The organism is Mesorhizobium sp. B2-4-2 (assembly GCF_006442845.1).
In the GTDB taxonomy this organism is placed as follows: domain Bacteria; phylum Pseudomonadota; class Alphaproteobacteria; order Rhizobiales; family Rhizobiaceae; genus Mesorhizobium.
Window position 1 is genome coordinate 23,399 of record NZ_VFVM01000002.1, and the last position, 26,457, is coordinate 49,855.

A 26,457-nucleotide genomic window follows, 5' to 3' on the forward strand; every position below is an offset into this window, starting at 1 on the left:
TGACGCGAGCCTGAAGGCCCGTCAATCATCCTGGCAGGATGCATCTTGGCAAAAACCCGGGCAATCGCGGGCTCGAACAAACAAGATCCGAAAGCAGGGAAGAAACATGGAAAAAGCCGAAATCGGCCTGATCGGCCTTGGCACGATGGGCTCCAACCTGGCGCTCAACATCGCCGAGCACGGGCACCGCATCGCTGTTTTCAATCGCACCAAGGCGCGTACGGATGCCTTTGTCGAGAATGCCGGCGCGCTCAGGGATATGGTTGTCCCCTGCTACAGCCTGGAAGAACTTGCCGCCGCGATCCGGCCGCCGCGTCCGATCATCATCATGGTGCTGGCCGGCAAGCCGGTCGATGAACAGATCGCCGCATTGCGCGGCGTGCTGTCCCATAATGACATCGTCATCGATGCCGGCAACGCCAATTTCCGCGACACGATGCGGCGCTTTTCCGAGCTGGCGGGCTCCGGCCTCACCTTCATCGGCATGGGCGTGTCCGGCGGCGAGGAGGGTGCGCGCCACGGGCCGTCGATCATGGTCGGCGGCACCGAAGAGTCCTGGAAGCGCGTCGAGAAGGTGCTGACGGCAATCTCCGCCAAGTTCAAGGACGAGCCATGCGCGGCCTGGCTCGGCACCGACGGCGCCGGCCATTTCGTCAAGACCATTCACAACGGCATCGAATATGCCGACATGCAGATGATCGGCGAGATCTACGGCATCCTGCGCGACGGCCTGGGCATGGGGCCGAAGGAGATCGGCGCCGTATTCGCCGGCTGGAACAAGGGCCGGCTCAACTCCTACCTGATCGAGATCACCGCCAAGGTGCTGGCGTCAGATGATCCCAAGACCGGCAAGCCGGTGGTCGACATCATCCTCGACCGCGCCGGCCAGAAGGGCACCGGCAAATGGTCGGTCATCGAGGCACAGCAACTCGGCATTCCGGCGACCGCCATCGAGGCGGCGGTGGCGGCACGCGTCCTGTCATCGATCAAGGACGAGCGGCTTGCGGCGGAAAAAGCCTATGGCAACATCGGCGTCACCAGGATTTCGGGCGACAAGGCAGACCTGCTCAAGGATCTGGAACTGGCGCTGTTCGCCGGCAAGATATCAGCCTACGCGCAAGGCTTCGCCGTGATGAGCGGCGCTTCGAAGGCGTTCAACTGGAACCTGCCGATGCCGACCATCGCCAAGATCTGGCGTGCCGGCTGCATCATCCGATCGCAGATGCTCGACACCATGGCCGAAGCCTTCGGCCGCGGCGGCGCTTCGACCAATCTCCTGATGGCGCCGGCCTTCATCACCATGATGCAGGAGGCGCATCCGTCACTGCGGCGCGTCGTGGCCAGGGCTTCCGAAGCCGGATCGCCGGTGCCGGCGCTGTCTTCGGCCCTTGCCTATTTCGACAGCTATCGCCAGGGCCGCGGGACCTCGAACCTGATCCAGGCACAGCGTGATTTCTTCGGTGCGCATGGCTTCGAGCGTATCGATGACAAGGGCGCCTTCCATGGACCCTGGGGGAGCGGCGCCGCCGGCTAGCGGTTCAGCGTTTCGCGGAACGGCGTACCGCTCTATCTCTTTGTTTTTTGGGCAATGCCTTAGGAAAGCTACGCGGGAATTGCTCTGGCGGCGGGGCTTCAATCAGCCGCGATAGGCCACAACTTCGCCCGGCGCGCTGAGCGACTGCAGCGAGCCGGGGGCCGCGCCGCCGATCCAGCCGAGCACGGCGCGGGCGAGCTCGGAACCGGCCAGCCGGAAGTTCTCGTTGACGATCAGCAGTTCCCGGCGGAACAGATGCAGCAATTCCGACGACTGCTTCGACACCACGTCGATGTCGCGGCCGAGTTTCAACCCGGCGTCCTCGATGCCGGCAACAATGGCAAGCGTGGCGGCCGCGGCGCTGCTGACGATGCCGTCCGGCCTGATGTCGCGCCGCATCAGCTGCGCGGTCCTCATCCTGATCTGCTCGATCGAGTGGTCGATCGAAACGGTGTTGAACGGCACCTCCGAGGCGCCGACTTCGCTCAGCGCGTCGGCAAAGCCGTTCACGGTGTGGCCGTGATAGGTCAGGCCTACCGGCGGCGTCACCAGGGCCAGCCGACGCCGGCCCAGGCCGGCCAGATGGCGCACCGCCTCGGCCGCGAAGGCGTAATTGTCGAAATCATGATAGGGGTGCACGAGCCCCATATCGGTGCGGCCGTGCGTTGCAAAAGGTATGCCGCGCTCCAGCATGTAGCGGGCCCTTGGATCGTTGGGCTGGGTGCGCGAAATGATGACGCCATCGGCGGAGCCGGTCTCCACCAGATAACGCACCGGATCCAGCGGATCCTGCGAGCGCGAGTAGGGCGTGACGATCAGATGGTAGGGCGTATCGGCGATGACTTCGGTGACGCCGTAGATGATGTCTGAGACAAAGCTCATGATCTCGTGCTCGGTGTTGAGCACGAGGCTGATGACGTTGGTCTTGCCGGTTCGCAGGCGCACGCCGGCGCGGTTCGGCCGGTAACCGATCTGCTTGGCCACGAGCTGGACGCGGCGCCTGGTCTCGGCGCCGATCTCCGGCGCGTCCTTCAGCGCCCGCGACACGGTGGTGACGCCGAGCCCGGTCATGAAGGCAAGCGTCTTCAGCGTCGGCCGCTCCCTGGCCGACGTCTCGTCATCGCTGTCCGTGCGCCGTCTGTCCATTCGTCCCGCCCCGTCAGGCGCTTAGCAGCCGCCGGCCAGGCCGGCAATGCCGCCGTCGCTCCCATGGCGCGTCTCCTTAGCTGAACAAGCCTATACTGAAACGTTACAGATTGTCACGACCGGTGTTCGACCAGGCTGTGGCCGAGGTCGAAAGTCCGCATGGGCTCGCCGCCGAAAAGCGTTGGGAATCAGCAGGAAAGGCATTGGGAGCAAGCTTCTTGCGAGCTTTCTGTCTTGCCATGTGCGATTCTTGCGTATTGCGCTGCACAACGGGCTCCATCCCGAAAGGATTTTGTTCGCGGCTCGAAAAATATCGAACTGACTTTCAAGGGAAGGGTTGCGCATATCTTGCAATTGCCGTATCGAAAATCTGTAACGTTTCAGATTCTGGGAGGAAACCGAAATGCGATACAAATTCCTGACCGCCGCGCTTGCGGCGACGGTGGCGTTGAATTTTGCCGGGCCGGCGGCCGCAACCGATCTGGAAGTCACCCATTGGTGGACATCCGGCGGCGAGGCCGCGGCGGTCGCCGAACTCGCCAAGGCCTTCGACGCAACCGGCAACCACTGGGTCGACGGCGCCATCGCCGGGTCCGGCGGCACGGCGCGGCCGATCATGATCAGCCGCATCACCGGCGGCGACCCGATGGGCGCCACCCAGTTCAATCACGGCCGGCAGGCGGAAGAGCTGGTGCAGGCAGGCCTGATGCGCGACCTCACCGATGTCGCCACCAAGGGCAAGTGGACCGAGGTCGTGCGGCCGAAGAGCCTGCTCGACGGTTGCACCATCGACGGCAAGATCTATTGCGTGCCGGTCAATATTCACTCCTGGCAGTGGCTGTGGCTGTCGAACGCGGCCTTCGAGAAGGCGGGCGTGCCGGTGCCGAAGAACTGGAACGAATATGTCGCCGCCGCCCCGGCGCTGGAAAAGGCCGGCATCGTCCCGCTCGCGGTCGGCGGGCAGGCCTGGCAGGCGTCGGGCGCATTCGACGTGCTGCTCGCCGCGGTGGGCGGCACCGACACCTTCCTCAAGGTCTACAAGGACAAGGATGCGACGTTCGCCGCCGGTCCTGAAGTCGCCAAGGTCTTCAAGGCCGCCGACGATGCGCGCAAGATGGCCAAGAACACCAATGTGCAGGACTGGAACCAGGCGACCAACATGGTCATCACCGGCAAGGCCGGCGGCCAGATCATGGGCGACTGGGCGCAAGGCGAATTCCAGGTCGCCGGCAAGACAGCCGGCAAGGATTATACCTGCCTTCCCGGGCTTGGCCTGAACGAGGTCATCGCCACCGGCGGCGACGCCTTCTACTTCCCGCTGCTCAAGGACGCCGACAAGTCCAAGGCGCAGGAAGTGCTGGCCGAGACCTTGCTCGATCCCAAGACCCAGGTCGCCTTCAATCTCAAGAAAGGCTCGCTGCCGGTGCGCGGCGACGTCGACCTCAACGCTGCCAACGATTGCATGAAGAAGGGGCTCGACATCCTGGCCAAGGGCGCCGTCATTCCCTGGACGGACCAACTGCTCTCGCAGGACAGCCAGAAGCAGAAGGAGGACCTGTTCTCGGAGTTCTTCGCCAAGCCCGACATGACGCTCGAAGAAGCGCAAAAGCGCTTCGCCGACATCATCGCCTCGGCCGATTGACCGCCGACAAGCCGCCTCGCTCCCGGCCACCTCAGGGCCGGGAGCGAGGCGTGCCGACCTTGTCGCCCTTACCCGATCCAGCATGGCTGCACCGATGAGCAAGAGCGAACGCCCGAGCCAACTCTTCCGCAACCTCAATGCGAAGGTCGCCTCGATCCCGATGATCCTCACCGCGCTGGTGGTGTTTGTCGGCGGCACGGCCTGGACGGTGCTTTATTCCTTCACCAATTCGAAGCTTCTGCCGCGGCTGCATTTCGTCGGGCTCGACCAGTACTACCGACTGTGGGCGACGCCGCGCTGGCTCGTCTCGATCGAGAATCTCTTGATCTACGGCGTGCTGTCGCTCGTCTTCTCGCTGGTAATCGGCTTCCTGCTCGCCGCCCTGCTCGACCAGAAGATCCGTTTCGAGGACACGTTCCGCACCATCTTTCTCTATCCCTTCGCGCTTTCCTTCATCGTCACCGGCCTCGTCTGGCAATGGCTGCTCAATCCCGATTTCGGCATTCAGGGAGTGGTTCGCGACCTCGGCTGGACAAGCTTCAATTTCGATCCGCTCTACAATTCGAGCATCGTCATCTACGGCATATTGATCGCCGCGCTGTGGCAAGGCACCGGGCTGATCATGTGCCTGATGCTGGCCGGCCTGCGCGGCATCGACGAGGACATCTGGAAGGCCGCGCGGGTGGACGGCATCCCCACCTGGAAGACGTATCTCTTCATCATCATCCCGATGATGCGACCGGTCTTCATAACCACGCTGGTGATCATCGCGTCGGGCATCGTCAAGGTCTACGACCTCGTCGTCGCGCAGACCAGCGGCGGTCCCGGCATTTCCTCTGAAGTGCCAGCCAAATATGTCTACGACTACATGTTCTTCGCCCAGAACCTCGGCCAGGGTTTTGCCGCCTCGACCATGATGCTCTTGTCGGTGATGATCGTCATCGTGCCGTGGGCCTATCTCGAATTCGGGGGCCGCAAGCGTGTCTGATCATGCCGTCTCCCTGGCCGCGTCCCCCGCCGCCATTCGCGCCGATGCCTCGGGGCCGAGCGGACCGAAGCCCCGGCACATGTTGTCGAGCCGCAACATCTTCCTGTACGGCACGCTCATCGTGGTGGCGCTCTACTACCTGCTGCCGCTCTATGTGATGGTTGTCACCTCGCTCAAGGGCATGCCGGAAATTCGTCTCGGCAACATCTTCTCGCCGCCGGTCGAGATCACGTTCGAGCCGTGGGTCAAGGCATGGTCGCAGGCCTGCACCGGTCTTAACTGCGACGGTCTCTCTCGCGGCTTCTGGAACTCGGTGCGCATCACCGTCCCCTCGGTGATCCTGTCGATCGCCATCGCCTCGGTGAACGGCTACGCGCTGGCCAACTGGCGCTTCAAGGGCGCCGACACGTTCTTCGTCATCCTGATCGTCGGGGCCTTCATCCCCTATCAGGTGATGATCTATCCGATCGTCATCATCCTGCGCGAGATCGGCCTCTATGGCAGCCTGAGCGGCCTGGTGATCGTGCATTCCATTTTCGGCATGCCAATCCTGACGCTCTTGTTCCGCAACTATTTCACCTCCATGCCGGAGGAACTGTTCAGGGCTGCGCGCGTCGATGGCGCCGGCTTCTGGGGCATTTATCTGCGCATCATATTGCCGATGTCGCTGCCGATCTTCGTCGTCGCCGTCATCCTGCAGGTGACCGGCATCTGGAACGACTTCCTGTTCGGCGTCGTCTATACGCGCCCCGACACCTATCCGATGACGGTGCAGCTCAACAACATCGTCAACTCGGTGCAGGGGGTGAAGGAATACAATGTCAACATGGCCGCCACCATCCTGACCGGGCTGGTGCCGCTGGTCGTCTACTTCATTTCCGGCAAATTGTTCGTGCGCGGCATTGCCGCCGGCGCGGTGAAAGGGTGATGTCGATGGCGGCAAACGGCACCAGCGTTTCGATCCAGGACCTGTCGCTGAACTTCGGCTTGGTCTCGGTGCTGCAGACGCTCAACCTCGACGTCGCCGAGGGCGAGTTCATAGTGCTGCTCGGACCCTCGGGCTGCGGCAAGTCGACCTTGCTCAACTGCATCGCCGGACTGCTCGACATTTCGGACGGCCGCATCTTCATCAAGGGCAAGAACGTCACCTGGGAAGAGCCCAAGGACCGCGGCATCGGCATGGTGTTCCAGTCCTACGCACTCTATCCGCAGATGACGGTGGAGAAGAACTTATCCTTCGGGCTGCGCGTCGCGGGCGTGCCCAAGGACGAAATCGCGAAGCGCATAGCGCGCGCCGCCGAGATCCTGCAGATCGAACCGTTGTTGCAGCGCAAGCCCGCGGCGCTCTCCGGCGGCCAGCGCCAACGCGTGGCGATCGGGCGCGCGCTGGTGCGCGACGTCGACGTGTTCCTGTTCGACGAGCCACTGTCGAACCTGGACGCCAAGCTGCGCTCCGAACTGCGCGTCGAGATCAAGCTTTTGCACCGCAAATTGCAGAATACCATGATCTACGTCACGCATGACCAGATCGAGGCGATGACGCTGGCAGACCGTATAGCGGTCATGCGCGGCGGCGTCATCCAGCAGCTCGACGCGCCGCAGACCATCTATAACAAGCCGGTCAACCGCTTCGTCGCCGGCTTCCTCGGTTCGCCGGCGATGAACTTCATTGACGGCAGGCTCGAGAAAGACGCTGGCGACTGGTTTTTCGTGGCCGACAATCTCAAGGTTCCACTCGGCACCTATCATTTCGACAAGCAACCGGAAGCGGGCCCTGCCGTGTTCGGCATCAGGCCCGAGCATGTCAGCCTGAACAGCGGCACGGGCTGGCCGTTCTCGACGGCGGCCAATGTCGAGGTGGTCGAACCGATGGGGTCCGACACGCTGGTGTGGCTGAAGCTTGCAAAGCAGAATTTCAGCGTCCGGGTCACCTCGGAACGGACGCCCAAAAACGATGAGGCGGTGACGGTGGGCTTCGACCCGATGCGCGCTTCGCTCTTCGATGCCCAAACCGGCAGCCGCATCTAAAGCCCGATAACCATCCCCCAAGCAGAACGGACAAAGACGATGAACTGGTCATTCCAACTTTACAGCGCGCGCAATTTTCAGCCCTGGGAAGGCGTGCTCGAGATGCTCGGCAAGCTCGGCTACACAGAGGTCGAAGGCTTCGGCGGCGTCTATGACGATCCCAAGGCCTTCCGGGCCGAACTCGACAAAAACGGCCTTGCCATGCCGACCGGGCATTTCTCCATCGATGCGCTGGAGAAGGATTTCGACGGCGTGCGCAGGATAGCTGAAGCGCTCGGCATCAAGCTTTTGATCTGCCCCTATCTCATGCCTGAGTCCAGGCCGTCGGACGCTGCCGGCTGGCGCGGCTTCGGCGAACGCCTTGCCAAGGTCGGCGAGACGGCGAAGAAGGCCGGCTACGGCTTTGCCTGGCACAATCATGATTTCGAGTTCAAGAAACTCGCAGACGGCTCGCTGCCGCAGGATCACATCCTGGCTTCAGCGCCCGACATCGGCTGGGAAATGGACGTCGCCTGGGTGGTGCGCGGCGGCGCCGATCCGCTGCCCTGGATCGAAAAGCACGGCAAGCGCATCGTTGCCGTTCACGTCAAGGACATGGCAAGGCGGGGCGAGGGGCTGGACGAGGACGGCTGGTCGGATGTCGGTCACGGCACGATCGACTGGGCCGGCCTGATCAAGGCGCTGCGGGCCAAGAGCGCGGCCAAATACTTCGTCATGGAGCAGGACAATCCCAATGACATCGAGCGCTTCGCCCGCCGTTCGATCGCAACCGTAAAGGCCTATTAGGAACAAGCATCATGGCAAACAAACTTGGCGTCGGCGTCATCGGCTGCGGCAACATCTCGAAGGCATATTTCTCGCTGGCGCCGCTGTTTCGCGGCATCAGGATGCGGGCTTGCGCCGATATCAACATGGACGCCGCGAAAGCGCGGGCGAAGGAGTTCAAGCTGCGCGCCGAGACGGTCGAGGACCTGCTCAAGGCCGACGACATCGAGATCATCGTCAACCTGACCATTCCGGCCGTGCACTATGAAGTGTCGAAACAGGTGCTCGACGCGGGCAAGCATGTCTATTCGGAAAAGCCGTTCGTGCTTTCGGTCAAGGAGGGGCTCGACTTGAAGAAGCGGGCGGAGAAGAAGGGACTTCGCATCGGCTCGGCACCCGACACCTTCTTCGGCGGCGCGCATCAGCTGGTGCGCAACCTGATCGACACCGGCAAGCTCGGCAGGATCACCAGCGGCACCTGCCATGTCATGGGGCACGGCATGGAGCACTGGCACCCCAATCCGGACTTCTTCTTCCAGCCGGGTGCCGGCCCCGTGCTCGACATCGGGCCGTATTACATCACCAATCTGATCCAGCTGATCGGACCGGTGAAGCAGGTGGCGGCCTTCGCCACAACCCCGGCCAAGGAACGCACGATCAGTTCGAAGCCGCGCGCGGGCGAAAGGATCCCGGTGAACACGCCGACCACCATCCACGGCCTGCTGGAGTTCGAGAACGGAGCCGTGATCACACTCAACACCAGCTGGGACGTCTGGAGCCACGGCCATGCGCCGATGGAGCTCTATGGCGAGATGGGGAGCGTATTCGTGCCGGATCCGAACTTCTTCGGCGGCGACGTGCGCTTCACCGAAGCGGCCAAGCCGGTCAAGAAGCTGCCGAAATGGCAGCATCCGTTCGGCGTGCCCAATGAGATGCATTCGCAGGGCATGATGGCCAATTATCGCACCGCCGGCCTCGCCGACATGGCGATTGCGATCTCCGAGGGCAGGCCGCACCGCTGCTCGATGGAGCTGGCGCTGCACGCCGTCGATGTCATGACGGGAATCCTGCGCTCGGGCGAAACCGGCAAATTCGTCGCCATGCAGACCACCTGCGAACGTCCAGCCGCGCTCGGCATCAAGGAAGCCAAGGCGCTGATGGCGAAGAAGAGCTAGATCGCGGATTATCGATAATTTTGATGAACCCTCTCCCCGTTTTCGCGGGGAGAGGGTAAGGGTTGGTGCGCAGGGCCTGCGCGTCGCGTTCGCGATGACAGTGCCCAGTCCATCCAGCTTCGAGGATTTTCCCCATGCCCTATCTCGCCGCCGAAAACCGCTACGAAAAAATGGTCTATAACCGCTGCGGGCGGTCCGGCCTGAAGCTGCCGGCGATCTCGCTGGGGCTGTGGCACAATTTCGGCAACGACACGCCGCACACGACCAAGCAGGCGATCGTGCGCAAGGCCTTCGACCTCGGCATCACGCATTTCGACCTCGCCAACAATTACGGGCCGCCGCCCGGCTCGGCCGAAATTGCGTTCGGTGAGATACTGCGCACCGACTTTGCCGCCTACCGCGACGAACTCATCATCTCGACCAAGGCCGGCTACGAGATGTGGGCGGGGCCCTATGGCCAATGGGGCGGACGCAAATATTTGCTGGCCAGCCTCGACCAGAGCCTGAAGCGGATGGGGCTCGACTATGTCGACATCTTCTATTCGCACCGCTTCGATCCGGATACGCCGCTGGAGGAAACGATGGGCGCGCTCGACCATGCGGTGCGCGCGGGCAAGGCACTCTATGTCGGCATCTCATCCTACAATTCGCAGCGCACGCGCGAGGCGGCCGATATACTGAAGCGGCTCGGCACGCCTTGCGTAATCCATCAGCCGAGTTATTCGATGCTGAACCGCTGGGTCGAGGACGATGGCCTGCTCGATACGCTCGATGGGCTGGGCGTCGGCTCCATCGTGTTCTCGCCGCTGGCACAGGGCATGCTGACCGACAAATATCTCGGCGGCATCCCCGAGGGCAGCCGTGCCTCCCAGGGCAAGTCGCTGCGGCCGGCCTTCATCAACGACAAGACCATCGCCAACATACAGGCATTGAACGCGATCGCGGGCCGCCGCGGCCAGACGTTGGCGCAGATGGCGCTGGCGTGGGTGCTGCGCAAGGGCAAGGTGACATCGGCGCTGATCGGCGCCAGCCGGCCGGAGCAGGTGGAGGACTGTGTCGGCGCGCTGGAGGCGCCCGACTTCAGCGACGCCGAGCTTGCCGAGATCGACAATTATGCGCGCGAGTCCGACATCAATCTGTGGGCAGCCTCGGCCGAGCGCAATGGCCCGCCGAGGAAGTAGGCATCGGAGCCGGCAAACGACAACGGTGGGAGCCCTCCCGCCGGTATCGTTTGCGGAATGCCGCGCCAGCGCGTTTCAACAGAGGAGTAGCAAAGACAGCGGTTCGTCGCTATCTGAATGGGACGGGCCGTTTGCATATGGAAACGGCCTGTATGTGACACAAGGCAGGTCGGAAACAGGATCATGGCGGCAAGGGATGTGCTGACGAAGAACCAGCTGTGCGTGCTCGAGAAACTCGAGGCCGCCAGCGGGCCGCTCAGCGCCTACACCTTGCTTGACCAGCTGCGCGAGCGGGGTTTCCGCGCGCCGCTGCAGGTCTACCGCGCGCTCGACACGCTGGTGAAGTCCGGCTTCGTGCATCGGCTGGAAAGCCTCAATTCATTCGTCGCCTGCGTCGAACCGCACGATCACAGCCATTCCATGACCGCTTTCGCCATCTGCGACACATGTGGCCAGGTGAGCGAAATGTCCGACCATGATGTCGGCCACCGGCTGGACGAATGGGTGCGCTCCACCGGCTTTGCCGCCAAGAAGGCGGTGATCGAGTTCCGCGGGACATGTGCCAAGTGCCGGGCGCAAGCTGCCTAGTCTAAGGTGTATCGATATTCAGGTGATGCCGGCCTGGCGCTAGTGCGCCTCGTCCCAATTGTTCGCCGCTCGAGCGTCCACATGCAGCGGCACCGACATCGACACCGCCGGCATGGCCGCGTTCTCCATGACATGGCGCACGACGGGGATCGTCGCCTCCACTTCCGCCTCGATCGTCTCGAAGATCAGCTCGTCATGCACCTGCAAGAGCATGCGGGCCGAAAGCCTGGCCTTCTCCAGCGCCTCGTCCATGCGCACCATGGCGCGGCGGATGATGTCGGCGGCGGTGCCTTGCAGGCGCGCGTTGATCGAGGCGCGCTCGTTGAAGGCGCGGATCGAGGGATTGGAAGACCGGATCTCGGGGTAGTGGATGCGGCGGCCGAAGATGGTTTCGACGAAACCGTGCTCGCGGGCATAGGCCTTGGTCTCTTCGATATAGTCGCGGATGCCGGGGAAGCGCTCGAAATATTTTTTGATGTAGTTGCTGGCCTCCTCGCGCGGGATCGACAGCTGGTTGGCAAGGCCGAAAGCCGAGATGCCGTAGATGATGCCGAAATTGATCGCCTTGGCGCGGCGGCGCACTTCCGAAGGCATGCCCTCCACGGGCACGTTGAACATTTCCGAGGCCGTGATGGCGTGGATGTCGGCGCCGTCGGCGAAGGCCTGCCGCAATTGCGGGATCTCGGCGACATGGGCGAGCACGCGCAATTCGATCTGGCTGTAGTCGGCCGAAACCAGGCGGTTGCCCTTGTCGGCGATGAAGGCCGTTCTGATCCTGCGCCCCTCGGCGGTGCGCACCGGGATATTCTGCAGGTTCGGGTCGGAGGATGACAGCCGCCCCGTCGTCGTCGCGGCGAGCGCGTAAGAGGTGTGGACGCGCTTGGTGTCCGGGTTGACGAAGCCGGGCAGCGCATCGGTGTAGGTCGATTTCAGCTTGGTCAGCTGGCGCCAGTCGACGATCTTGCGCGGCAGTTCGTGGCCTTCGGCGGCGAGGTCTTCCAGAAGCTGCGCCGAGGTCGACCATTGGCCGGTCTTGGTCTTGGAGCCGCCGGGCAGACCCATGCGGCCGAACAGGATGTCGCCGAGCTGCTTGGGCGAGCCGATGTTGATGCGCTCGCCGACGAGCTGGTAGATTTCTTCCTCGAGCCGGGCTGCGCCCTGCGCCAGTTCGCCCGACAGCCGCGACAGGATCTGCCGGTCGACCGAGATGCCGCGCTGTTCCATGCGCGCCAGCACCGGCACCAGCGGCCGTTCCAGCCGTTCATAGACCGACACCAGGCCCTTGGCGGCGAGCCGCGGCTTCAGCACCAGCCAGAGCCTGAGCGTCACATCGGCGTCCTCGGCCGCGTGGGCGGTCGCCTTGTCGACGTCGACCTGGTCGAAGCCGACGGAATTTTTCCCGGAGCCGGTCACGTCCTTGAGCTGAAGCGGACTATGGCCCAGCCATTTCTCGGCAAGCGCGTCCATGCCGTGGCCATGCGAGGTGCCGGCATCGAGCACGTAGGAGATCAGCATGGTATCGTCGAAGGGGCCTACGTCGATACCGTAGCGGCTCATGATGACGAGATCGTATTTCAGGTTCTGCGCGATCTTGAGGACAGACTTGTCCTCGAGCAGCGGTTTCAGCACGGCCAGCGCCTCGCGCAGCGGGATCTGGTTGTCGATCGGACCACCGCCGAGCAGGTCGCCATTTCCGCTCCTGTGGGCGAACGGCACATAGGCGGCGCGACCTGGCGCCGTCGCCAGCGACAAGCCGATCAGTTCGGCCTGCATCGGATCGGGCGACGTCGCGCGGGCATCGAAGGCGACGATGCCGGTCTCCAGCGCCTCGGCGACCCAGGCCTTCAGGCTGGCGACGTCGCGGATGCATTGATAGGCCGAAATGTCGATCTTGCGGGCGGTGGCGGCCTCCAGGCGAAGCGCCGACAGAAGCGAGGGGGTGTTGCCCTCCTTGGTGCCGCCGGCTGCGGCCAGGGCCGTCTCGCCGTCCTGCTTCGCCTCGGCGCTGGGCGCGACCGGCGCGCCGGCGCCGACATCCGGCCCATGCGCGGAGTCGGCGCGTTCGACCGTCACAGCGATCGCCTGGACGTCGCTTGCCTCGGTTCCCGTGGTTTCCGCCACGCGGCGGGTCAGCGAAGAGAATTCCATGGTCTTGAGGAAGCCGATCAGCTTCGGCCCGTCCGGCGCGTGCAGGACGAATTCGTCCAGCCCCTCGGCCACCGGCACATCGTTCTTCAACGTCACCAGCTGGCGCGAGATGCGCGCCTTGTCGGCATTGGCGATGATGGATTCGCGTCGTTTCTCCTGCTTGATCTCGCCGGCGCGCTCAAGCAGTCCGTCTAGGTCACCGAACTGTTCGAGCAATTGCGCCGCAGTCTTCGGTCCGATGCCCGGCACGCCGGGAACATTGTCGACGGAATCGCCGGTCAATGCCTGCAGGTCGATCATCTTCTCCGGCGGCACGCCCCATTTCTCGATGACCTCGGGAATGCCGATCTGGCGATCCTTCATCGGATCGTACATGCTCACCGTCGGGCCGACCAACTGCATCAGGTCCTTGTCGGAGGAGATAATGGTGGTGTCGCCGCCGGCCTCGCAGGCCAGACGGCAATAGGTGGCGATGAGGTCGTCGGCCTCGAACCCTTCCATCTCAAGGCAGGGCAGGTTGAACGCCCTGGTCGCCTGACGGATGAGGCCGAATTGCGGGATCAGGTCTTCCGGCGGCGCCGAACGGTTGGCCTTGTATTCGGGATAGAGGTCGTTGCGGAAGGTTTTCGACGAATAGTCGAAAATGACCGCGAAATGCGTCGGCACGATGCCGACATCGGTGTTGCGCGCATCCTGCATCAGCTTCCACAGCATGTTGCAGAAGCCGGACACGGCGCCGACCGGCAGGCCGTCGGACTTGCGGGTCAGCGGCGGCAGCGCATGATAGGCACGGAAGATGTAGCCGGAGCCGTCGACAAGAAAGAGATGATCGCCTTTTTTCATGCCGGCAGGGATAGCGCGGCGCGGCGGCTTGGTCCATGCCAAAGGCACCGCTTCCAGCAACACCCTGACAGGCAGGCGACAGGTTGGTTGGAAAGAGCTGAAATCGGCATTATTTTCGCCCGCGGGACGGCTTGGTCCCGCCTGTCCAACGGCTGCTCACGGCCATGTTACAAAAGTGTAATATTCGTGCCCTTGAATCGCCACGTTCGAGGACACAGATAAATGGCATCGGCAATTTTCGCCGACGTCCGGAGCAAGGCCCGTCCCCCGCCTATCCCGGACACCTGCGGCAGCCTATCCCCCCTCTCCGGGCTGCCGCATCGTTTCGAGTAGAAGGGCCGCCGTGGTTCCCCCTCCACCACGGCGGTCTTTTTTGTTCGAATACGCGCTTGGAGCCCGTGGTCCAATGGTCCCGGGCTTTTCGTTTGTCCGCTCTGCCTTTAGGGTTCCGGCACTGAATCGAAAGGCTCATCAATGTCAATTTCCCCCGTTCTCGACCGTCTCGACAAGAATCTCGACCAGAGCCTGGAGCGCCTGTTCGGTCTGCTCCGGATCAGGTCGATCTCCACCGATCCGGCCTATGCCGCCGATTGCCGCAAGGCGGCCGAATGGCTGGTGGAAGAACTCAAGGTGATCGGCTTCGACGCCAGCGTCCGCGACACGCCCGGCCACCCGATGGTGGTTGCGCATCATGATGGGCCGGCCGGTTCACCGCATGTGCTGTTCTATGGCCACTATGACGTACAGCCGGTCGATCCGATCGAGCTTTGGGAAAACGACCCGTTCGCGCCGGCGGTCAAGGAGATCGAGCCCGGCCACAAGGTGATCACCGGGCGCGGCTCGGCCGACGACAAGGGTCAGTTGATGACCTTCGTCGAGGCTTGCCGGGCCTGGAAGCAGGTGCATGGCAATCTGCCGTGCCGCATTACCATCCTGTTCGAGGGAGAGGAGGAGTCGGGCTCGCCGTCGCTGAAGCCCTTCCTCGAGGCCAATGCCGATGAACTCAAGGCCGATTTCGCGCTGGTCTGCGATACCAGCATGTGGGACCGCGACACGCCGTCGATCTGCGTGGGGCTGCGCGGGCTGGTTGGCGAGGAGATCATCGTGAAGGCCGCCGACCGCGACCTGCATTCGGGTCTCTATGGCGGCGCCGCTGCCAACCCGATCCGCATCCTGGCAAAGGTGCTGGCCGACATTCACGACAAGGACGGCCATATCACTATCCCGGGCTTCTATGACGGCGTCGAGGAAACGCCCTCGCAGATCCTGAAATCATGGGAAACGCTGGGCGAAACGGCCGAGACGTTCCTTGGCCCCGTCGGCCTGTCGATCCCGTCGGGCGAAAAGGGCCGCTCGCTGCTGGAACTCACCTGGGCACGGCCGACGGCCGAGTTCAACGGCATCACCGGCGGCTATACCGGCAAGGGCTTCAAGACGGTGATCGCGGCGCAGGCCTCGGCGAAAGTATCTTTCCGCCTCGTCCACAAGCAGGATCCCAAGAAGATCCGCGCCGCCTTCCAGCAATTCGTCAAGGAGCGCATTCCGGCCGACTGTTCGGTGGGGTTCCACCCGCATGGCGGCTCGCCGGCAATCCAGCTTTCCTACGACTCGCCGTTCCTGGCCAAGGCCAAGACGGCGCTGTCGGACGAATGGCCGAAGCCGGCGGTGACGATCGGCAGCGGCGGCTCGATCCCCGTGGTCGGCGATTTCCAGACCTATCTCGGCATGGAATCGCTGCTGGTCGGTTTCGGCCTCGACGACGACCGCATCCACTCGCCCAACGAAAAGTATGAGTTGAGTTCGTTCCACAAGGGCCAGCGCTCCTGGGCACGCATTCTGGACGCGCTGACGCGCTGAGCCGGGAACTCACGAAGGGCGGGAAAATCAAGTTTATGTTGATTTTTCCACCGATCACGGCAAGGACGGGTTGCCAGCGCAACGTGCTGGAGTGCGCGCGTCCGCTCGATGGATGCGCGATGCCGAAAGCGCGACCCCGGAGAAGACGATGAGCGATATCCGTTTCCACAAAAACGATCTGCCCGACCTGTCCCGCTACAATGTCGGGGCGGTTGCCATCGATACGGAAACGCTGGGACTGAACCCGCATCGCGACCGGTTGTGCGTGGTGCAGATTTCACCCGGCGACGGCAGCGCCGACGTCATCCAGATCGCGCCGGGCCAAAAGGAAGCGCCGAACCTCGTCAAGCTCTTGGGAAACCACAGCGTGACCAAGCTGTTCCACTATGGGCGCTTCGACCTTGCCGTGCTCTACCATGCGTTCGGTGTGATGCCCGAGCCGGTATTCTGCACCAAGATCGCCTCGCGGCTGACCCGCACCTACACCGACCGGCATGGTCTCAAAGACATCTGCTTCGAGCTTCTGGGCGTCGGCCTGTCCAAGGCGCAGCAATCGTCGGACTGGGCGGCCGAAACGCTGTCGCCCGAACAACTCGAATACGCCGCATCCGACGTGCTCTATCTGCACCGGCTGCGCGACGTGCTGGCGGCGCGGCTGGCGCGCGAGGATCGCACGAAAGAGGCCGACGCCTGTTTCCGCTTCCTGCCGACACGCGCCAAGCTTGACCTCATGGGCTGGGACGAAGAGGATATTTTCGCTCATAGCTGACGGCGTCGCGGCGCTGCCGCCGATGTTCCGTCCGGGACCAGATGCCGGCCGTCGTGTTCCGTCGGCTCGAAAAGAGGGATGACATGACGGACAGGAAGCCCATATCGACCGCGCCCACCGACGGTTCCAAGGTCACCGTGACCTGGAAGGACGGCGACGGCGTGCTCAACGAATCCATCGCGCAATACCGGGACGGCGGCTGGTGGGTCTACATCGACAGCGATACGCAGAAGAAGGTCGAGCCGACGAGCTGGCGGCCCGCCGCGAGCGACGACGGCGACCAATGAGCAGGCCGCTGGCGAGGCCGGCCGCTTTCGCATAGCCTGAAGCCGTTGATATCGAGGCCGATTCGGGGCTTTCCGCTCCGCGCTCGCCTCTTGCTCGGAGGGAAATCGCCATGGGCGTCGAAAGCCTGCTCGTCTTTATCATCATCGGTGCCATCGCCGGCTGGCTCGCCGGTCTCATCGTCTCCGGTTTCGGCTTCGGCCTGATCGGCAACATCATCGTCGGCATCATCGGCGCGTTCATCGCGGGCTGGCTGTTCCCGCGGATCGGCTTGTCCATCGGCGGCGGCATCCTCGCCTCGATCATCCACGCCACGATCGGCGCCATCATCCTGCTGATCCTGGTCAGGGTCCTGAAGCGAGCCTGAGGCCGGGCACCGAGGAGCGCGCCATGAAACAGAATACGCTTTATCTCGTCATTGGCGCGCTCGTCGTCGTGGTCATCGCGCTCGGCGTCTACGTCTACCGCGAACAGACCAAGCCGAAAGGCGTGGAGCTCAAGATCGACGACAAGGGCATCTCGATCCAGCAGAACTGAACGGTTCCTCGCCATGCTGCCACGGGGGGCGCCACCGGAACACCCTAGTTGTTCCTGGCCTCGGCTTCAAAAAATGCATGGCAAAATCTGAGCCCGTGGCGACTGCCAGCCTGAAGTTCGATCGTCTGCCATCTTGCGTCTTTATTATTTTTGCGTGATCCTCCTTGAATACTTGGGAGGGGACAATGAGCGTTGAAGAAAAACTGCGTGTACTGGCGGACCGGATCAGAACCCATTCGAGCGCAATGCTCACGGAGGAAGCACTCAAAACGGCGATTATCCTGCCATTCTTATCTGCCCTCGATTATGATGTTTTCAATCCGGACGAGGTAATCCCTGAATTTTGCGCAGATGCTGTTGGGAAAAAAGGGGAAAAAGTCGACTATGCAATCAAGTTAGACGGAGAGATCCGGATACTTATTGAATGCAAACCTATATCTATGACGCTTGAAAAGGTCCATCTAGCTCAGCTCTATCGCTACTTTTCAGTGACGAACGCAAAATTTGCAATTCTCACAAACGGTCGAACGTTCCATTTCCATACCGATTTGGTTGCGCCCAATCGCCTCGATGATCGACCGTTTCTCACCTTCGACTTGTCCGACATGCAGGGGCAACTCGTTACCGAGCTGAAAAAATTCGCCAAAGCTGAATTCAATATCGACGGGATTCTTCAGTCGGCACATAGGCTGAAATACACGTCTGCAATCAAGAAAGAGATCGCGAACGTCATGGAGAACCCTCCCGAGGACTTTGTTCGGATGGTGACGGGAGGACTCTACCAAGGTCGCTTTACGAGCCAGGTGAAAGAACAGTTCACACCTATGGTGAAGGCCGCGTTTCGTGAAATTGTGAGGGAGTCTGTTCAGTCAAGATTGTCAACGGCGTTAGCGGAAACGGAGGTTTCCGAGATCGGCGTCGAGGGAGAAGAGGCCGAGGAGGTCGTTACAACGGAGGAGGAGCGCGAGGGATTCATGATCATAAGAGCGATCGTGCGAGACACCTTGAAGCCTGCCCGTGTAGTGATGAGGGATCAGAAAAGCTATTGCGGCATCTTGATCGATAATAACAATCGTAAACCACTCGCGCGGTTGTGGTTCAATCGCTCCATAAAATATTTGGGACTCTTTGATGGTGAAAAAGAGAATAAAGTGAAGATCGACACGCTTGACGAGATCTATGATTATTCAGATCGCCTGAGGGCTACCGCGAAGGAATACACAGCGCCTGTACATGTTTTGGCGCCGGAAGTTATTTCGTAGGGGTAGTACAGGGGGCCTCTCTGAAAAAAACTATGCCGAGGGTCGTGGTTCGACAAGTCCGCCGAATGTAGGCGTGAGATGTGACAGGCACTGCGGTGGGAGAGCTCTCGCCACCTGATATGGCTTTTGCGCAGAAGCGGGTGACTTAACCCGCCTTTAAACCGCCGCATCTACTCTGCAACCCGAACGCCATAGGCATCGGGATATCAAGCGCAGCGCATGGCGAACCGCAGAGACAGCCGCATCGAACCCAGTTTCGAGGGACCGCCACAAGCGAGATTCCAGACAGGTCTTTCGGTGAGCGAGGAGGACCGCGTCGTGCCCAGCAACCGCAAAGCCTCCGCCAAACGCAAATCGCCGAAGGCAAAGTCATCGCGTGCCGGGCGCGGCAGGAGCCGGCGCGGCCTGCTCGGCGTGCTCGGCCGGCTGGTCTACTGGTGCTTCGTGCTGGCCATCTGGGGCGGCATCGCGGTGGCCGGAGTCGTCGTCTACTACGGCGCCAAGATGCCGGCGGCCACGACCTGGTCGATCCCCGATCGCGCGCCCAACATCAAGATCGTCTCCGCCGACGGCCAGCTGCTCGCCAATCGCGGCATGAGCGGCGGCGAGGCGGTCGGCCTGCACGAAATGTCGCCCTACATCCCCGAGGCGGTCATCGCCATCGAGGACCGCCGCTTCTATTCGCATTTCGGCGTCGATCCGATCGGCCTGTCGCGCGCCATGGTCGCCAACCTCGCCGGCGGGCATTTCTCGCAAGGCGGTTCGACGCTGACGCAGCAATTGGCCAAGAACCTGTTCCTGACGCCGGACCGCACGTTGGAGCGCAAGGTGCAGGAGGTGCTGCTGGCGCTATGGCTGGAGCACAAGCACACCAAGGACCAGATCCTCGAAATGTACCTCAACCGGGTCTATTTCGGCTCGGGCGCCTATGGCGTCGAAGCGGCCTCGCGCCGTTATTTCGGCAAGAGCGCGCGCGATGTCACCTTGTCGGAGGCGGCGCTGCTTGCCGGTCTCCTGAAGGCGCCGTCGCGACTGTCGCCGGCGCGCGATCCCAAGGCCGCCGAGGACCGCGCGCAGCTGGTGCTCGCCGCTATGCGCGACGAAGGCAAGATCAGCGCCAAGGAACTGACCACGGCGATGAGCGCGCCGGCGACGCGCGCGCCGTCCTACTGGACAGGCTCGGAAAACTACGTCGCCGACACCATCATGGAAGAACTGCCCGATCTGATCGGCGACGTGCGCGGCGACATCGTCATCGATTCCACCGTCGACCTGAACCTGCAGAAGCTCGCGGAACAATCGATCCGCCGGCTGATCGACGAAAGCGGCAAGAAGCTCAACGTCACCCAGGGCGCGCTGGTGTCGATCGACGATTCGGGCGCGGTGCGTGCCATGGTCGGCGGCTATGATTATTCGACCAGCCAGTTCGACCGCGCCTCGGAAGCGCGCCGGCAGCCCGGTTCGGCGTTCAAGCCGTTCGTCTACATGGCCGCCCTCGAGGCCGGCCGCACGCCCGACAGCGTGCGCAACGATGCGCCGATCAAGATCGGCAAATGGACACCCGACAATTACGGCGGCAAGTATTTCGGGAAGGTGACGCTGGCAACCGCCTTGGCGAAGTCGCTGAACTCGGTGGCGGCCCAGCTGACCATGGAAGTGGGGCCGGACGCAGTGGTCGAGGCGGCGCATCGCATGGGCATCCAGTCCGATTTGCAGGCCAACACCTCGATCGCGCTCGGCACGTCGGAAGTGACGCCGCTGGAGCTGACCTCGGCCTATGTGCCTTTCGCCAATGGCGGCTACAAGCCGGACATCCATTTCATCCGCCGCGTGACATCAGCCGAGGGCAAGGTGCTGTACGACGCCGGCAGCGGCAGCGCGCCGCGCGTGGTGAAGCCCGAGATCGTCGGAATGATGAACTCGATGATGACCGGGACGGTGGAGATTGGCACGGCCAGGAAGGCGGCCTTCACCTGGCCGTCGGCCGGCAAGACCGGCACCAGCCAGAATTCGCGCGACGCCTGGTTCGTCGGCTATACCGCCAATCTCACCACCGGCGTATGGTTCGGCAATGACGACGGCAGCCCGATGAAGAAGGTCACCGGCGGCGCGCTGCCGGCGCAGGCCTGGCACGAGTTCATGGTCGCCGCGCATGAGGGCGTGCCCGTGCGGCCGCTGCCTGGTACCTGGAAGTCGACGCCGGCCGATAGGATCGTGCCGGACGAAATCCCGTCGGCCGATGCGACACAGCCGGCTCCGAAGCCGCAAGCGCCTGTCGGCCAGTCGGCGCCCGCTGCCGTCGCGGCGCAGCCAGCGCCGGTTCGCGCGCCCCGCCCGGCCCAGACCGTCGACGCCGACGGTTTCGATATGCCGGGCGATTCCGGAACCACCGCGTCGGTCAGACATCCGGTGCCGCCGGGCAGCGTCGGCGGTCCGCTCAAGAAGCGGCAGACCTCGATCCTCGACATTCTCGGCGGAGGCTAGCGGCAACTCGCCTCTCGCCAGCGCCACACCGTTCGGCTACACCTCCCGACATGGCTGAGATCGACACCAGGAAGACCATTGTGCTGACCGGCGCCAGCCGTGGCATCGGCCATGCCACGGTCAAGCGTTTCTCGCGCGAGGGCTGGCGCGTCATCACCTGCTCGCGCCAGGCATTTGCCGAGGATTGCCCGTGGCCGGCCGGGCCCGAGGACCACATCAAGGTCGATCTCGCCGACCAGGAGGATGTCGGCATCGCCGTCTCCGAAATCCGCCACCGGCTCGAGGCGCATGGCGGGCAGCTGCACGCGCTGGTCAACAATGCCGGCATTTCGCCAAAGCTCAAGGACGGCAACAGCCGCATGAACTCCATCGACACGCCGATGCATGTCTGGCGCGACGTGTTCCAGGTCAATTTCTTCGCGCCGATCATGCTGGCGCGCGGGCTGTTCAAGGAACTGGCATCGGCGAAAGGGTCGATCGTCAACGTCACCTCGATCGCCGGCACCCGGGTGCACCCCTTCGCCGGCACCGCCTATGCGACATCGAAGGCGGCGCTCGGCTCGCTGACGCGCGAGATGGCGCATGATTTCGGCCCGCACGGGATCCGCGTCAACGCCATTGCGCCGGGCGAAATCGACACCGCGATCCTGTCGCCGGGCACGGACAAGATCGTCGAGACCATTCCGCTCAGGCGGCTGGGCACCACGGCCGAGGTCGCCGACATCATCTTCTTCCTGTGCTCCGGGCAGGCGTCTTATGTGACCGGCTCGGAAATCCACATTAATGGCGGCCAGCACGTGTGATGGGGCAGGTCTCAGCCTAGGGATCGTTCATCCGGTCATGGTGAGAACGGCCTTGCCGCTGAAGCTGCGCTGTCGCAGAGCGTCCAGGGCTTGGGCGATGTCGGTCCATGGCATGGTCAGGGCGACGCGGGTTTCCAGCCGGCCGGCCGCAACGAGAGCGAGCAGCGAGGCGATGTCCGAGCCAATGCCCGCGCCAGACGTGTAGTAGGCGAAAGTCTGAAGCCTCGCCCCCTCGTGACCCGGAACGAACTGGCGGAACCCAATTGGCGTGAGTTCGCCACTGCTCGAGCCGAACATGACGATCGTCCCGCCAGGAGCGACGCGTTCGATCGCGTGGGCGAGGCTTTGGCCGCCGACCGACTCGGTGATCAGCGAGAACGCCCCCTCAGCCAGTTCGATCGACTCGACGACTTGCCCGGCACCCAGGCGGCGGAGATCCTCGCCATGCCGGGAGGCCGCGACCGCGGTCACGCTCGCGCCCTGTTCGCGCGCGATCTGGAGCTGGAAACGGCCGACCGCACCGCTTGCGCCGGTGATCAGGACCCGCTGGCCGGCAAGGTCGCCGCCATGGTGCAAAGTCCTGAGCGCGGTCGTGCCCGCGACCGGAAGCGTGGCCGCGGAAACGAAGCTGACGTCATCCGGCAGGACGGCGAGGCGGTCGGTCGAAACCGCGACGCGTTCGGCCCAGCCCGCCTGGTCGACCAGAGCCGCGACCCGGGCGCCCACGGCTGGCCCGGAGCCGTCGGCCGCTGGCCGTTCGACGATCCCGACGATGTCCTGGCCGGGTATCCAGCCGTCCGGGCGTATGGTGAGCAGGCGCAATTCGCCGCGATTCAACGAGGTTGTGTGGACCGAGACAAGCGCCTCGTTTGCGAGAGGCCGTGGGTCCTCGACCTCGGCAAGCGTCAGTCCGGCGGGGCTGTCGGAAGATATGGCTAGGGCGAGCATGAGACGTACCTTCCTGCTGGTTTGTGGATGCAAAGCGCGGTGGCATCCTGATCAACCGGGTGCATGGGCAAGCTGGAACCTATCGACTTCCCAGCTTGAAGAATTTAGCTATCGTGGCGTTTAATCGCTAAAAGCCGTCAATCATGAGACAACCTCTTCGTTACCCATGGCTCAATTTCAATGTGGATGACGTCCTCGCACCGGCAATCGCCGTGCGCGTCGACGTTACCGAAACCAGGGCCGAAGTCCCCTCCCATCGGCATCGCAAAGGCCAACTCGTCTTCGCGCTCGGCGGTGGCGTCACATGCCGCGTCCCGAGCGGCCTGTGGATGGTGCCGCCGCATTGCGGGGTGTGGATTCCCGGCGACATGGAGCACAGCAATATCGCGACCGCCAACGCCCGGATCTTCTTCGTCTACATCGAGCCGGGAGCCGCCGAATTGCCGGACCGGTGCTGCACCCTTTCGGTCTCGCCGCTGCTGCGCGAACTGATCATCGAACTGTCCGATGGCGTGGGGGATGATGAGGCGAGGGATGCGCTTTTGATCAGGATGCTGCTTGCCGAGCTGCCGCGCATGCCTGTCCAGCGGCTGCATCTGCCGATCTCATCCGAGCCACGATTGAGGCGGATCGCCGAAGCGTTGGCGCAGGATCCCGCCGACCGCAGCACATTGTCGCAATGGGCCAGCCGGGTTGCGCTCAGCGAGAGCAGTCTCGCCCGTCTCGTCGTGAAGGAGACTGGCTTAAGCTTCGGACGCTGGCGCCAGCAGTTGCATCTGATCGTCGCAATTCGAGAACTTGCCTCCGGTGCGAGCGTGCAGCAGGTCTCCGGCGATCTCGGCTATGATTCCGTCACCGCCTTCATCACCATGTTCAAGAAGGCGCTTGGCAAGCCGCCGGCAAAATACCTCGGCAGCGTCGCGCAAAATGGCGGCTCTGCCTTCGTGGCGTGATCAACCTGGCTGCAGGCGGAGCACCTCGAGCATCCATTGTTGGACCAGGCGACGCCTTGTAGATTCAAACGACACCTTGGAGATGGAAACATGGCGCTCAAGCGGATGGACAACGTAGGAATCGTCGTCGAAGACCTCGGAGAGGCGGTTGATTTCTTTCGCGAACTCGGCCTCGAGCTCGAAGGACGGGCCACGATCGAAGGAGAATGGGCCGGACGTGTCACCGGACTGGGCGATCAGCATGTCGAGATTGCCATGATGCGCACACCGGACGGCCATAGCCGGCTCGAGCTCTCCCGCTTCCTCATGCCGCCTGTCGTCGCAGATCACCGGAACGCCCCGGTCAACGCCCTGGGGTACCTGCGCGTCATGTTCACCGTGGATGACATCGACGAGACGCTTGAAAGGCTCCGCACGCGCGGCGCGCAGCTCGTAGGCGAAGTAGTCCAGTATAAAGACGTGTATCGGCTCTGCTACATCCGTGGGCCTGAGGGGTTGCTCATCGGACTCGCCCAAGAACTCGGTTGAGCGCAATACGAAGAAATGGCAGGAGTGGCCGATGTCAGCGGGCGCGTCCAAGGCCGCCCCACCTGTTCGAGGTCCAGCCCTCCACGGTCGGCCGCGTTCTCGCTAAGCACGGATTAGGTCCGTGCAGGATCGGCTCAGGCGGCGGACGGTTCAGCCGCCCGCGGCTTGTGACCAAGCACCTCTTCCACGATGCCGCGCGCGATCTCGCGTTCGCCCATGATCACCGTATCGGCGCCGAGCCCTTTGAGATGCTCGACCTCGGCATCGGAATGGGCGCGGGCGACGACGTTGATGGCGGGATTGGCGGCGCGCGCACGCAGAACGATCTGACCGGCCTCGAAGGCATTGGGGATGGCCAGGATCAGCCGTTTCGCGCCTTCGGGATTGGCGGCTGCAAACACTTCGGCATTGGCGGCGTTGCCCGCCACTGTCTCGGTGCCCTCGGCCTTGAGCTTCACCAGTGTCTTGTCGGCATCCTCGACCACCAGGAAGGGCAGGGCGGCTTCCTTCAACGCAGCGCCGACGAGACTGCCGACACGGCCGTAGCCGATCAGGATCGCGTGGCCGCTAAGGGCTGTTCTTGGCGGCGGCCCATCTTCCTGCTTCGCCGCCGAGGCGACGGAAGCCACCTGGCCGGGCTCCGTCGCCGGGCCGACCGGTTTGGGCTCCACAGGCGGCGCCGTCCTGGCGGCGCGGGCCTCGAGCCATGGCTTCATCCAGTCGATGACCAGGAACATCACCGGGTTGAGCACGATCGACAGGATGGCGCCCGCCAGGATGAGGTCGCGCCCCTGTTCGGGCAGCAGTTTCAGCCCGACGCCGAGTTCGGCCAGGATGAAGGAGAACTCGCCGATCTGGGCAAGGCTCGCCGAAATCATCAGCGCCGTCGCCAGGGGATAACCGAAGGCGACGACGATGAGGAAGGCCGCCAGCGACTTGCCGACGACGATGATGGCGAGCGTTGCCAGAATCGGCAAGCCGTTGCTGAACAGGCTGAACGGGTCGAACAGCATACCGACCGAGACGAAGAACAGCACCGAGAAGGCATCGCGCAACGGCAGCGATTCCTCCGCGGCACGGTGGCTGAGTTCGGACTCGCTCATGATCATGCCGGCGAAGAAAGCGCCCAGTGCCAGCGAGACGCCGAACAGCTTGGCCGCGCCGAAGGCGACGCCAAGCGCTACCGCCAGCACCGAAAGCCGAAACAGCTCGCGCGAGCCGGTATGGGCGACATAGTGCAGGATCCAGGGAATGACGCGGCGGCCTACCACCAGCATGACGATGACGAAGGCGGCGACCTTGGCCAGCGTGATGCCGACGACACCCCAGATGCCGTAGCTCGCGGGCAGCGACAGCAGGCCGCTCGCATGGGCATCCGCCTGCTCCTGGCCGCCAAGCACGCCGGCAAGCGCTGGCAAAAGCACCAGGGCCAGCACCATGGCCAGGTCCTCGACGATCAGCCAGCCGACGGCAATGCGGCCGCGCTCGGTCTCGATCAGGCGGCGCTCCTGCAGGGCGCGCAGCAGCACCACGGTCGAGGCCACCGACAGCGCCAGGCCAAAGACCAGTCCTGCTCCCGCCGACCAGCCGAGCATCCAGGAAAGCCCCGCGCCGAGTGCCGTGGCAAAGCCGATCTGGACGATGGCGCCGGGCACGGCAATGGCGCGGACCGACAGGAGATCCTTCAGCGAAAAATGCAGGCCGACGCCGAACATCAACAGGATGACGCCGATTTCGGCGAGCTCATTGGCAAGGCCGGCGTCAGCGACGAAACCGGGCGTGTTCGGCCCAACCAGCACGCCGGCCACGAGATAGCCGACCAGCGGCGGAATGCGGAAGCGGTTGGCGAGAGCGCCGAAGACGAAAGCGAGCCCCAGACCGGCTACGATGGTGGCGATAAGGGGAGTGTCATGCGGCATTGTCTATGGAGCGCCTTTCAAGCCAGCGATGCAGGATATGCGCCGCCCGAAGCCGCCGCCTGTTTGCAATATGG

Annotated in this window: 23 protein-coding genes; 19 read left to right on the forward strand and 4 right to left on the reverse strand. The window is 63.2% G+C overall.

Features of this window, described 5'->3' with window-relative positions; translation table 11 throughout:
- Window positions 1-85 precede the first annotated feature (85 nt).
- Window positions 86-1,534, forward strand: coding sequence for an NADP-dependent phosphogluconate dehydrogenase (gene gndA, locus FJ942_RS03765; protein ID WP_281405950.1), 1,449 nt, complete (start codon window positions 86-88; stop codon window positions 1,532-1,534).
- 102 nt (window positions 1,535-1,636) lie between these two features.
- On the opposite strand, the gene FJ942_RS03770 is transcribed toward gndA, so the two are convergent.
- Entirely contained in the window at window positions 1,637-2,680 is a 1,044-nt protein-coding gene (locus tag FJ942_RS03770) for a LacI family transcriptional regulator (RefSeq protein WP_140500287.1), read from the reverse strand.
- Between the two features lie 403 nt (window positions 2,681-3,083).
- Here FJ942_RS03770 and FJ942_RS03775 point away from each other — a divergent pair, with 403 nt between their 5' ends.
- The 8 genes from FJ942_RS03775 to FJ942_RS03810 all read left to right on the forward strand — a co-directional run bounded on the left by FJ942_RS03775 (window position 3,084) and on the right by FJ942_RS03810 (window position 11,047).
- On the forward strand, window positions 3,084-4,322 hold the full coding sequence (locus FJ942_RS03775; protein ID WP_140558365.1) for an ABC transporter substrate-binding protein: 1,239 nt from the start codon (window positions 3,084-3,086) through the stop codon (window positions 4,320-4,322).
- Window positions 4,323-4,416: 94 nt separating this feature from the next.
- Entirely contained in the window at window positions 4,417-5,310 is an 894-nt protein-coding gene (locus tag FJ942_RS03780; RefSeq protein WP_140500283.1) for a sugar ABC transporter permease, read from the forward strand.
- On the forward strand, window positions 5,303-6,238 hold the full coding sequence (locus FJ942_RS03785) for a carbohydrate ABC transporter permease (RefSeq protein ID WP_140897241.1): 936 nt from the start codon (window positions 5,303-5,305) through the stop codon (window positions 6,236-6,238). Before FJ942_RS03780 ends, FJ942_RS03785 begins: the two co-directional genes overlap by 8 nt.
- Entirely contained in the window at window positions 6,238-7,338 is a 1,101-nt protein-coding gene (gene ugpC, locus FJ942_RS03790; RefSeq protein ID WP_181169805.1) for a sn-glycerol-3-phosphate ABC transporter ATP-binding protein UgpC, read from the forward strand. Before FJ942_RS03785 ends, ugpC begins: the two co-directional genes overlap by 1 nt.
- A gap of 39 nt (window positions 7,339-7,377) precedes the next feature.
- Entirely contained in the window at window positions 7,378-8,124 is a 747-nt protein-coding gene (locus tag FJ942_RS03795; RefSeq protein WP_140584132.1) for a sugar phosphate isomerase/epimerase, read from the forward strand.
- A gap of 11 nt (window positions 8,125-8,135) precedes the next feature.
- Complete coding sequence (locus tag FJ942_RS03800) at window positions 8,136-9,278, forward strand: Gfo/Idh/MocA family oxidoreductase (RefSeq protein ID WP_140897242.1); 1,143 nt, start codon at window positions 8,136-8,138, stop codon at window positions 9,276-9,278.
- A 134-nt stretch (window positions 9,279-9,412) separates the two neighbouring features.
- Window positions 9,413-10,459: an L-glyceraldehyde 3-phosphate reductase gene (gene mgrA / locus FJ942_RS03805; protein ID WP_140657272.1), complete on the forward strand. Its 1,047-nt coding sequence runs from the start codon at window positions 9,413-9,415 to the stop codon at window positions 10,457-10,459.
- 183 nt (window positions 10,460-10,642) lie between these two features.
- Window positions 10,643-11,047, forward strand: a complete 405-nt coding sequence (locus tag FJ942_RS03810; protein ID WP_140500273.1) for a Fur family transcriptional regulator — start codon at window positions 10,643-10,645, stop codon at window positions 11,045-11,047.
- A gap of 39 nt (window positions 11,048-11,086) precedes the next feature.
- Here FJ942_RS03810 and polA read toward each other — a convergent pair whose 3' ends face one another.
- Window positions 11,087-14,038 (reverse strand): DNA polymerase I, encoded by a 2,952-nt coding sequence (gene polA, locus FJ942_RS03815; protein WP_181169822.1) that lies wholly within the window; start codon window positions 14,036-14,038, stop codon window positions 11,087-11,089.
- Window positions 14,039-14,512: 474 nt separating this feature from the next.
- On the opposite strand from polA, the gene FJ942_RS03820 reads away from it, so the two are divergent.
- The 8 genes from FJ942_RS03820 (at window position 14,513) to FJ942_RS03855 (ending at window position 22,035) form a co-directional block, all read left to right on the forward strand.
- On the forward strand, window positions 14,513-15,895 hold the full coding sequence (locus FJ942_RS03820; protein ID WP_140897244.1) for a M20/M25/M40 family metallo-hydrolase: 1,383 nt from the start codon (window positions 14,513-14,515) through the stop codon (window positions 15,893-15,895).
- 148 nt (window positions 15,896-16,043) lie between these two features.
- Entirely contained in the window at window positions 16,044-16,664 is a 621-nt protein-coding gene (locus FJ942_RS03825) for a ribonuclease D (RefSeq protein ID WP_140500266.1), read from the forward strand.
- A gap of 83 nt (window positions 16,665-16,747) precedes the next feature.
- The gene (locus tag FJ942_RS03830) at window positions 16,748-16,951 is read left to right on the forward strand and encodes a hypothetical protein (RefSeq protein WP_140522542.1); all 204 of its coding nucleotides are present in this window, start codon (window positions 16,748-16,750) and stop codon (window positions 16,949-16,951) included.
- A 110-nt stretch (window positions 16,952-17,061) separates the two neighbouring features.
- On the forward strand, window positions 17,062-17,316 hold the full coding sequence (locus FJ942_RS03835) for a GlsB/YeaQ/YmgE family stress response membrane protein (RefSeq protein ID WP_140500262.1): 255 nt from the start codon (window positions 17,062-17,064) through the stop codon (window positions 17,314-17,316).
- A gap of 23 nt (window positions 17,317-17,339) precedes the next feature.
- Window positions 17,340-17,486, forward strand: coding sequence for a hypothetical protein (locus FJ942_RS03840; protein ID WP_140500260.1), 147 nt, complete (start codon window positions 17,340-17,342; stop codon window positions 17,484-17,486).
- Window positions 17,487-17,671: 185 nt separating this feature from the next.
- Window positions 17,672-18,748 (forward strand): type I restriction enzyme HsdR N-terminal domain-containing protein, encoded by a 1,077-nt coding sequence (locus tag FJ942_RS03845; RefSeq protein ID WP_140558373.1) that lies wholly within the window; start codon window positions 17,672-17,674, stop codon window positions 18,746-18,748.
- Window positions 18,749-18,967: 219 nt separating this feature from the next.
- A complete protein-coding gene (locus tag FJ942_RS03850; protein ID WP_140897245.1) occupies window positions 18,968-21,232 on the forward strand; it encodes a transglycosylase domain-containing protein in 2,265 nt (754 codons plus the stop codon).
- Between the two features lie 50 nt (window positions 21,233-21,282).
- Complete coding sequence (locus FJ942_RS03855; RefSeq protein WP_140500256.1) at window positions 21,283-22,035, forward strand: SDR family oxidoreductase; 753 nt, start codon at window positions 21,283-21,285, stop codon at window positions 22,033-22,035.
- 27 nt (window positions 22,036-22,062) lie between these two features.
- On the opposite strand, the gene FJ942_RS03860 is transcribed toward FJ942_RS03855, so the two are convergent.
- Window positions 22,063-22,983: a zinc-binding dehydrogenase gene (locus tag FJ942_RS03860; protein WP_140897246.1), complete on the reverse strand. Its 921-nt coding sequence runs from the start codon at window positions 22,981-22,983 to the stop codon at window positions 22,063-22,065.
- A gap of 143 nt (window positions 22,984-23,126) precedes the next feature.
- Between FJ942_RS03860 and FJ942_RS03865 the strand changes: the two genes are divergently transcribed.
- Window positions 23,127-23,936 carry a helix-turn-helix transcriptional regulator gene (locus FJ942_RS03865; protein ID WP_140897247.1) on the forward strand — a complete coding sequence of 270 codons (810 nt, stop codon included), beginning with the start codon at window positions 23,127-23,129 and terminating at the stop codon, window positions 23,934-23,936.
- 90 nt (window positions 23,937-24,026) lie between these two features.
- Window positions 24,027-24,464, forward strand: coding sequence for a VOC family protein (locus FJ942_RS03870; RefSeq protein ID WP_140657282.1), 438 nt, complete (start codon window positions 24,027-24,029; stop codon window positions 24,462-24,464).
- 134 nt (window positions 24,465-24,598) lie between these two features.
- On the opposite strand, the gene FJ942_RS03875 is transcribed toward FJ942_RS03870, so the two are convergent.
- Entirely contained in the window at window positions 24,599-26,383 is a 1,785-nt protein-coding gene (locus tag FJ942_RS03875) for a cation:proton antiporter (protein ID WP_140897248.1), read from the reverse strand.
- Window positions 26,384-26,457: the final 74 nt, after the last annotated feature.